We start from the raw sequence: 6,957 nt of genomic DNA on the forward strand, positions 1-6,957 counted from the left end.
GGGTGTGACGAGCCTTAAACCGGGGGATCACGTCATTCCTTTATATGTGCCTGAGTGTCGGCAATGTGATTATTGTCTCAGTTTCAAAACCAACCTTTGTCAAGCCATTCGCATCACCCAAGGACAAGGTTTGATGCCCGATGGTACTAGCCGATTCTCCCTCAATGGCAAAAAGTTACACCACTATATGGGTACTTCCACCTTTGCTAACTATACTGTCGTCCCTGAAATTGCTCTGGCCAAAATTCGCCCTGATGCTCCTTTTGATAAGGTATGTTACATCGGTTGCGGGGTGACAACGGGGGTGGGGGCGGTGATTAATACCGCTAAGGTTGAACCTGGTTCCAATGTGGTAGTATTTGGCTTGGGGGGTATCGGTTTAAATGTTATCCAAGCCTGTCGTATGGTGGGGGCGGATATGATTGTGGGAGTAGATCTCAATCCCGAAAAAAGGGCGATCGCCCAAAAATTTGGCATGACACACTTTGTTAACCCCAAGGAGGTAGAAGGGGATTTAGTACCCTATCTCGTAGATTTAACTAAAGGAGGGGCTGACTATAGTTTTGAATGTATCGGTAATACAAAAGTAATGCGTCAAGCCCTAGAATGTTGCCATAAAGGTTGGGGCGTATCCGTTATCATCGGTGTGGCAGGGGCAGGGCAAGAAATCAGCACCCGTCCATTTCAACTGGTGACAGGAAGAGTGTGGAAAGGTTCGGCTTTTGGTGGTGCTAGAGGACGTACAGATGTACCTAAAATTGTTGATTGGTATATGGATGGAAAACTTAACATCGATGATTTAATCACCCATGTGATGCCCGTAGAAGAAATTAACAAGGCCTTTGATTTGATGCACGAAGGCAAATCCATCCGTAGTGTGGTTACTTTTTAGGTGATATTCGTTGTGTGCTAGGTTTATGGAATCGGGGAGCATCGAAAAGAAAAAATAAACCACCCTCAAAAATATGTAATAAACTAAAAGATTATAAAGAGCAAATCCCCATCCAATTAATCACAAAAGGAGTTTATCATGGCACTATATGCCGATTTACATCGTCATTTGGGGGGATCTGTAGTACCCCGTATTCTTTGGCGTTATTTCCAACGTCATAACCCAGATTTAGCTGAAAAATATCCTCAATATAAAGAGTTTGAGGAGTTTTACACCAGAGAAAGAAATACCCTCGATGAGTATTTGGAGTTACATACCCTCGTGGAAAGTGTCCAAAATATTGATACCCTACCCTATTTTATCTATCGGCTTATTCGGGGGGCTTATATTTTTGAGAATCTAGCCTACCTAGAAATCCGTTACACTCCCTATTTACGCACTAATCCAACATTATCCCAGAGGGAGAGAATTGAGCAAATGAAAGCCATTGTGGAAGTGGTAGATAAAGCATCAAAGGTGAATGAATATCCCATTGTCACCAGCCAGATTTTGTGTATGCACACCCGTTTATCTTATGAGATTAATCGGGCTATTGTGGATTTAGCCGCCGATAATAAACATCAAATATGTGCGATCGATGTGGCAGGGGGAGATAAACTTTATGGAGACAAAATAGATGAGTTTGTCAAACTATACCAATATGCCCGTAGTCGGGGTATTAAAACCACAGGACATTTATTTGAGACTCCCCATGGTTGTTATCCACAATTATTACCTTATTTGATGCGTATTGGTCATGGTATTCAAATTCCTTTACAATATCCTGAACTTTTAACCGAGGTTGCTAGTCTTAATCAGTGTTTGGAAATATGCCCTACTACCTATATTAAAACGGGTACTCTTGAGGAGTTAAAACAGTTAAAGGTTGTTTTTGATCGTTGTTTTGATGCAGGGGTTGACATTGCCATTTGTACTGATAATGCGGGATTACATAATGTTCGTCTTCCTTTTGAGTATGAAAATCTTTTGACTCAAGATATAATCGATTTTGAGCAACTCCAAGCCTGTCAAGATGCTTCTTTTCGTCATGGTTTTGCTTGGCCCTATACTCAGCCTCCTAGTGCTTTATTGGTAGGGTTATTGGGCGATCGCACTTCCATTCCCACTGATAAAGAAAAAACCTTTTCTCAAAACTAAGATCAAAAATCAGGAACTAAGATGATCAAAATGTAGTCAAATAGGATAACTTTGAATAGAGAAAAGATTATTTAGATCCGATAAATTTTTAATTAATTATGCTTAAATCATCACTGCCCATAAAACTCGCTACCATTGCTTTAACCTCCGTTTTAGGTTTGATTCCTCTAAATTCTGCCAAGGCAGGAATATTTGACGAAGTAGAAGTTGACCAAGAAAATTTTATCGCCGTTGCCCAACCTTTTGGGGAAGAAGATAGATTAAATTTAATTGTTGTTGAACAAATTCCTGGCATGAATACCTGTTGGAGTGAGTTTGGTTCTAATCCTATCAATGTCGATTTACTATTAATTAACTTCGACTTTAGTGGCCATTGTCGCCGTGCCACCGATGCCAACGGTTATTCCATCCGTTATGAAGGAGAAGATTTAGGACTAGACTACATTTTAAGTCTTGTCAGACGACAAGGGCAATTACATCTTGTGGGCATTAATATCCGTGAAAATAAACGCATTAATGTGGGTACTGTGGGAGAATATAATGACCAAGCCATGAAAATTAACCTTAACCCAGGCTGGAAATTCACCAGACGTACCTACCAAGGAAATCCTTTAGGTCATGTTTATTTTAGCTATACGGCCCCCCAAGAAGAAATTATGGAGCAAAATAATAATATGAATGAGCCTGATGAGATGAATCAAACCCCCACTGAAGGGCAAATCAGAGATATTATCGCTCCCACCCAGGATAATCAATCCATGAGCAATCCAACCACTCAACCCCAAGCCCAAATTAATTCCCGTCACCGCTACTCTATGCAATCTCGTTTTAGTCGTTAATGGGCTAGTAGATTTTTTTTCATAACCTATTTTTAATGTTTTTTGCTATTGTTTTATCAGTATCCCGTTGATGTATGCTGATTTAACAGTAGCTTTTTTAATATTAAATCATCCTAAAAAATGTTCAAAAAAATTTTTTCCTTCGGTTTATCTCTATCAATTTTTTCCGCTATGACTCCTTGGGCGTGGGCAGGAGATATTATGGAACAAATTCAGGAAACAGGGGTTATTAGGGCAGGTTATCGCTCTGATACTGTGCCTTTTGCCTTTGTGGATGATGATGGAAAGCCTGTGGGGTATGCCATTGAGTTATTAGAATTAATTAGGGAAGAAACCGAAACAAGGTTAGGAAAACCCGTAGAATTAGAATTCATTGAAATTACTCCAAATAATCGCTTTGAACAAATCACAGATGGGATTATTGATATTGAATGTGGCTCGACTACTATTACTTGGGAAAGAAATAATTATGTAGATTTTTCTGCTAGTTATTTTGCTAGTGGCACTCAAATGATTGTTAATAAAGGTAGTAATTGGGCTAATGCGCAATCCCTTGCAGGGGCTAAAATTGCTGTAATTCCTAATACCACTAATGAAACGGCTATTCGTGAGTTTGCCCCCGATGCTGAATTTATCTTCGTGGAAAGTGAGGAGGAGGGCTGGAAAATGGTGCAAGAAGATAAGGTGGTTGGTTTTGCAGGGGATGGTATTTTGTTACAGGCGCTTAAGGCTCAAGTTACTGATTCTGATAGTTATGAAATTGTGCCAGAATTTCCCTACATGATTGAATCCTATGCTTGTACTTTACCTCAGAATGAGTCTGAGTGGCGTAATGTGGTTAATTATAGTTTGGTTAAGTATATGCAAGGGGTTGTGGTGGGAGTGCCTGAATATCAGAATCTTTATTCCCGTTGGTTTGGAGTTAATGGGGTTACTCCTTATCCCATTGAAACCATGGCGGATTATTTTCAGGGTATTGTTAATGGTTATGAGTGGATTCGGATTGAGGGCAGATATTAATTAGTCTCCATATCATGCGATTAGTATTTTGTCAAGCACTTGTCTTTTTTTGTTACACAAGTTAATATAAAAGATGTAGTCAAGCAAAGGAGCTTGAAAAGTATGGCAATTTTAATGTTATTATTAATGGCGATCGCCCTTACGACAGTATATTTAACTTATGGAGATACTGTTCAAGGATTTATGCAATCCCAGCACCCTGATTATGCTTTAGTGCCTATCCCCGTAGAAACAAGAAATAAGGCACATTTTAACCAATATAGATAATATTTTAAGGTGCGCTGGATATTAACGCCTTAGAGTGATGGGAAGATAACAGTTTTATTCTCAATTATCCCTCTGGATGATGTACAAAGGGTAACGATACTACTTCCCCTTCCACATCATTCACCGTAACTTTTAAACCCTCACCCCCTGCCTTGGTGCGAATATAACCCAGGGTAAATATTCCTTCCGAGGTATCACAATGGCTAGTGATAGTACCTATTTTTTGTCCATCTAAGGTTATGACATCATTTTCGCTCAAATCTACGGAAGAAGGAAATTTGATGCCCCATAATCTTTGTTTAACTCCTTTATAGGTATTTAGCCTAGCAATGGTTTCTTGCCCAATATAACAACCTTTATCGAAAGAAATAGTATCCCATAACCCAGCTTCTAGGGGATTATAATCCGTGGTTAATTCATGGTTAGGGGTGGGTTTTCCCTGTAAAATTCTCAAGGTTTCATACTCTTGATTACCAATGGGGGTAACATTTTTACTGGTTATTTTTTCCCAGACAGTGGAGGCTTTTTCTTGGGGAATGATGAGGGTATAGCCTTTGATTTTTAAACCACTACCCACAACCAATGTTGATTTAACATTATCTATATTCATTGGAAAATGATGGTATTCTGGGGCGTTAAGTTGAGATTCTGTTACCCATTGTGCCAAAATTTCGGGGCTTTTTTCCCCCATGAGGTTAAAAATGGCATATTTACCAGTTAAGTCTTCTAATTTTACCTTATCGAAGGGAAAAATATATCTATCCATCCACTCCATTAAAGGTTTATTTTGTTGCGGTGATGTTAATATTAATAATTCTTCTTCTTGTACTATAACTGTTACTAAATCTATAGTTCTACCTGTAGAATTGACAAAAACACTCATCGCCCCTTCTCCACTTTTTAGGGATTGAATCTTATTTGTGGTTTGATTATGAATAAATGAAAGTCGATCTTCCCCTGATACTTTAATTATACCAACATCGGTGCGATCGCAAAGTGCCACTATATCCAATTCTTGATTGAAAACCATGGAATTATTATTAAAACTAGAGGGGGTATTGTGGGAAGGCAAAAAAATTGCCCCTTGAGCTTTTTGCAAATCCTGTAAACTTGTCATATGTATGATAAAGAATTAATCTATACTTATTATAACAACCAAAGAGAATATAAATTAGTTTAATATAATATAAGTAAAAGTTTTTATTTATACTTTAAAACCACAGATTAAAATCAATAATGATGTATAATAACTATGAATTTTAATTCCATAAAAAACAATTTTCAATAATAAATAATCTTAGCTAAAACTTAAAACATTGAAAAAACAAAAAAAATATCATTAAAATTTGCTTGGACAAAATAACTTGAAACATATACTATTTATTCTTCCTTACCTTAGCTTAGGAGGTACGGAAAAACAGGCTTTTAGTTTAATAGAAAAATTAGTTAATAAATATCAAATATCTCTCCTAGCCCCCGATGGAGAGAGTAACTCAGTCTTTGCAAAACTACCCATTGAAAAACAAAAATTTACCCGATGGGATTATAACTTTATCAAAGGATTTTGGGAACTATTTACAGCCATCAGAAAAATAGATAAACAAAAGAAAATTGACTTAATTCACATTCATGGAGCCCATGAATTAATGCTTCCTGCACGACTAAACTTAAAAAAAACACCCATCATTTTCACAGTCCATGGCTACCATGGTTATAATGCCAAATTGAGTTATCAATCAAGTTGTTTTCTGAGTAATTTATTAGCTGACAACGTTATCAGTGTCTGTCAAGCAGAATTTAATATCTTAACGGATTTAGGACTTAAAAATGATAAAATAAAATTAATTTATAATGGTGTCAAACAAGCTCAATTAAATCCAGATATATCCTTAGAATATCTTCATAAATTTAATCTCAATAAAGAAAAAGAAATTATCATAGGCACAGCCGCCCGTCTTGACGAAGTAAAAGGATTAACTTATTTATTACAAGGATTTGCCCTCGTCAATCAACATTTATTATTAAAGAATAAGCAAATTAATCATAACCTGAAATTAGTCATTGCAGGAACAGGAAAACTAGAAGAATCCTTAAAAAAAGAAGCCCAACAATTAAAAATAGCCCATCAAACTATTTTCGCAGGTTATATCAGTGACTTACCCAACCTCATGTCCTTATACGATATATTTGTATTACCATCCTTACAAGAAGCTGCTAGTTTAGCCTGTGTAGAAGCCATGTCATTGGCAAAACCCGTCATTGGTACTAACGTAGGAGGTATTCCCGAGCAGGTGTATGATAACATAAACGGATTTATTGTCGAACCTCGCAACCCACAACAAATCGCAGATAGTTTAATCAAACTAATTGAAAACCCTTCCTTGCGAGAAAAATTTGCCCAAAATAGTTATCAAAGGTATCAAAACCATTTTGCCAGTGACATCATGGTACAAAAAACCATGAAATTATACGAAGATACTTTACATAACTAAATAACTATAACCTAAATTATTATGAGGCGATCGCCCCTACTAACCTACGATAGAGGAACATTAATACTACATCCGCCCCCAAAAGGAAAAGCATGGATAGATTTTGCCACTTGGGATGATAGGGTAGAAAAATTTCGCATCCCTGCCCATCAATATCGCCCCCTCGTAGAAACCCTCGAAAAAAATAACATCAACTTCATCGACGATGCCAAAGAATTTACCACCCTTGAAATAAACCCCAACCTTCCCC

The 6,957-nt window shown here is 37.3% G+C and carries 7 protein-coding genes and 1 pseudogene; 7 read left to right on the top strand and 1 reads right to left on the bottom strand.

Annotated elements, in window-relative coordinates; translation table 11 throughout:
- The 5 genes from IQ215_RS13955 to IQ215_RS13975 form a co-directional block, all read left to right on the top strand.
- The coding region (locus IQ215_RS13955; protein ID WP_193802016.1) for a zinc-binding dehydrogenase at positions 1-892 on the top strand (892 nt) is incomplete at its 5' end.
- Between the two features lie 138 nt (positions 893-1,030).
- Positions 1,031-2,089 (top strand): adenosine deaminase, encoded by a 1,059-nt coding sequence (locus IQ215_RS13960; RefSeq protein ID WP_193802017.1) that lies wholly within the window; start codon positions 1,031-1,033, stop codon positions 2,087-2,089.
- Positions 2,090-2,187: 98 nt separating this feature from the next.
- Positions 2,188-2,928: a DUF3747 domain-containing protein gene (locus IQ215_RS13965; RefSeq protein ID WP_193802018.1), complete on the top strand. Its 741-nt coding sequence runs from the start codon at positions 2,188-2,190 to the stop codon at positions 2,926-2,928.
- A gap of 120 nt (positions 2,929-3,048) precedes the next feature.
- Positions 3,049-3,948: an amino acid ABC transporter substrate-binding protein gene (locus IQ215_RS13970; protein WP_193802019.1), complete on the top strand. Its 900-nt coding sequence runs from the start codon at positions 3,049-3,051 to the stop codon at positions 3,946-3,948.
- 102 nt (positions 3,949-4,050) lie between these two features.
- Positions 4,051-4,215 (top strand): hypothetical protein, encoded by a 165-nt coding sequence (locus IQ215_RS13975; RefSeq protein WP_193802020.1) that lies wholly within the window; start codon positions 4,051-4,053, stop codon positions 4,213-4,215.
- 64 nt (positions 4,216-4,279) lie between these two features.
- Here IQ215_RS13975 and IQ215_RS13980 read toward each other — a convergent pair whose 3' ends face one another.
- Positions 4,280-5,332, bottom strand: a complete 1,053-nt coding sequence (locus IQ215_RS13980; RefSeq protein ID WP_193802021.1) for a YgfZ/GcvT domain-containing protein — start codon at positions 5,330-5,332, stop codon at positions 4,280-4,282.
- 247 nt (positions 5,333-5,579) lie between these two features.
- Here IQ215_RS13980 and IQ215_RS13985 point away from each other — a divergent pair, with 247 nt between their 5' ends.
- Both IQ215_RS13985 and IQ215_RS13990 read left to right on the top strand, forming a co-directional pair.
- Complete coding sequence (locus IQ215_RS13985; protein ID WP_193802022.1) at positions 5,580-6,707, top strand: glycosyltransferase family 4 protein; 1,128 nt, start codon at positions 5,580-5,582, stop codon at positions 6,705-6,707.
- A 21-nt stretch (positions 6,708-6,728) separates the two neighbouring features.
- Positions 6,729-6,957 (top strand): annotated as a pseudogene (locus IQ215_RS13990) (ATP-dependent helicase); the annotation flags it as partial.

Source organism: Cyanobacterium stanieri LEGE 03274 (assembly GCF_015207825.1).
GTDB lineage: Bacteria > Cyanobacteriota > Cyanobacteriia > Cyanobacteriales > Cyanobacteriaceae > Cyanobacterium > Cyanobacterium stanieri_B.

Coding starts and splice junctions, on each gene's coding strand:
- IQ215_RS13975 (WP_193802020.1), top strand. CDS start 4,051: ATGGCAATTTTAATGTTATTATTAATGGCGATCGCCCTTACGACAGTA.
- IQ215_RS13980 (WP_193802021.1), bottom strand. CDS start 5,332: ATGACAAGTTTACAGGATTTGCAAAAAGCTCAAGGGGCAATTTTTTTG.
- IQ215_RS13960 (WP_193802017.1), top strand. CDS start 1,031: ATGGCACTATATGCCGATTTACATCGTCATTTGGGGGGATCTGTAGTA.
- IQ215_RS13970 (WP_193802019.1), top strand. CDS start 3,049: ATGTTCAAAAAAATTTTTTCCTTCGGTTTATCTCTATCAATTTTTTCC.
- IQ215_RS13965 (WP_193802018.1), top strand. CDS start 2,188: ATGCTTAAATCATCACTGCCCATAAAACTCGCTACCATTGCTTTAACC.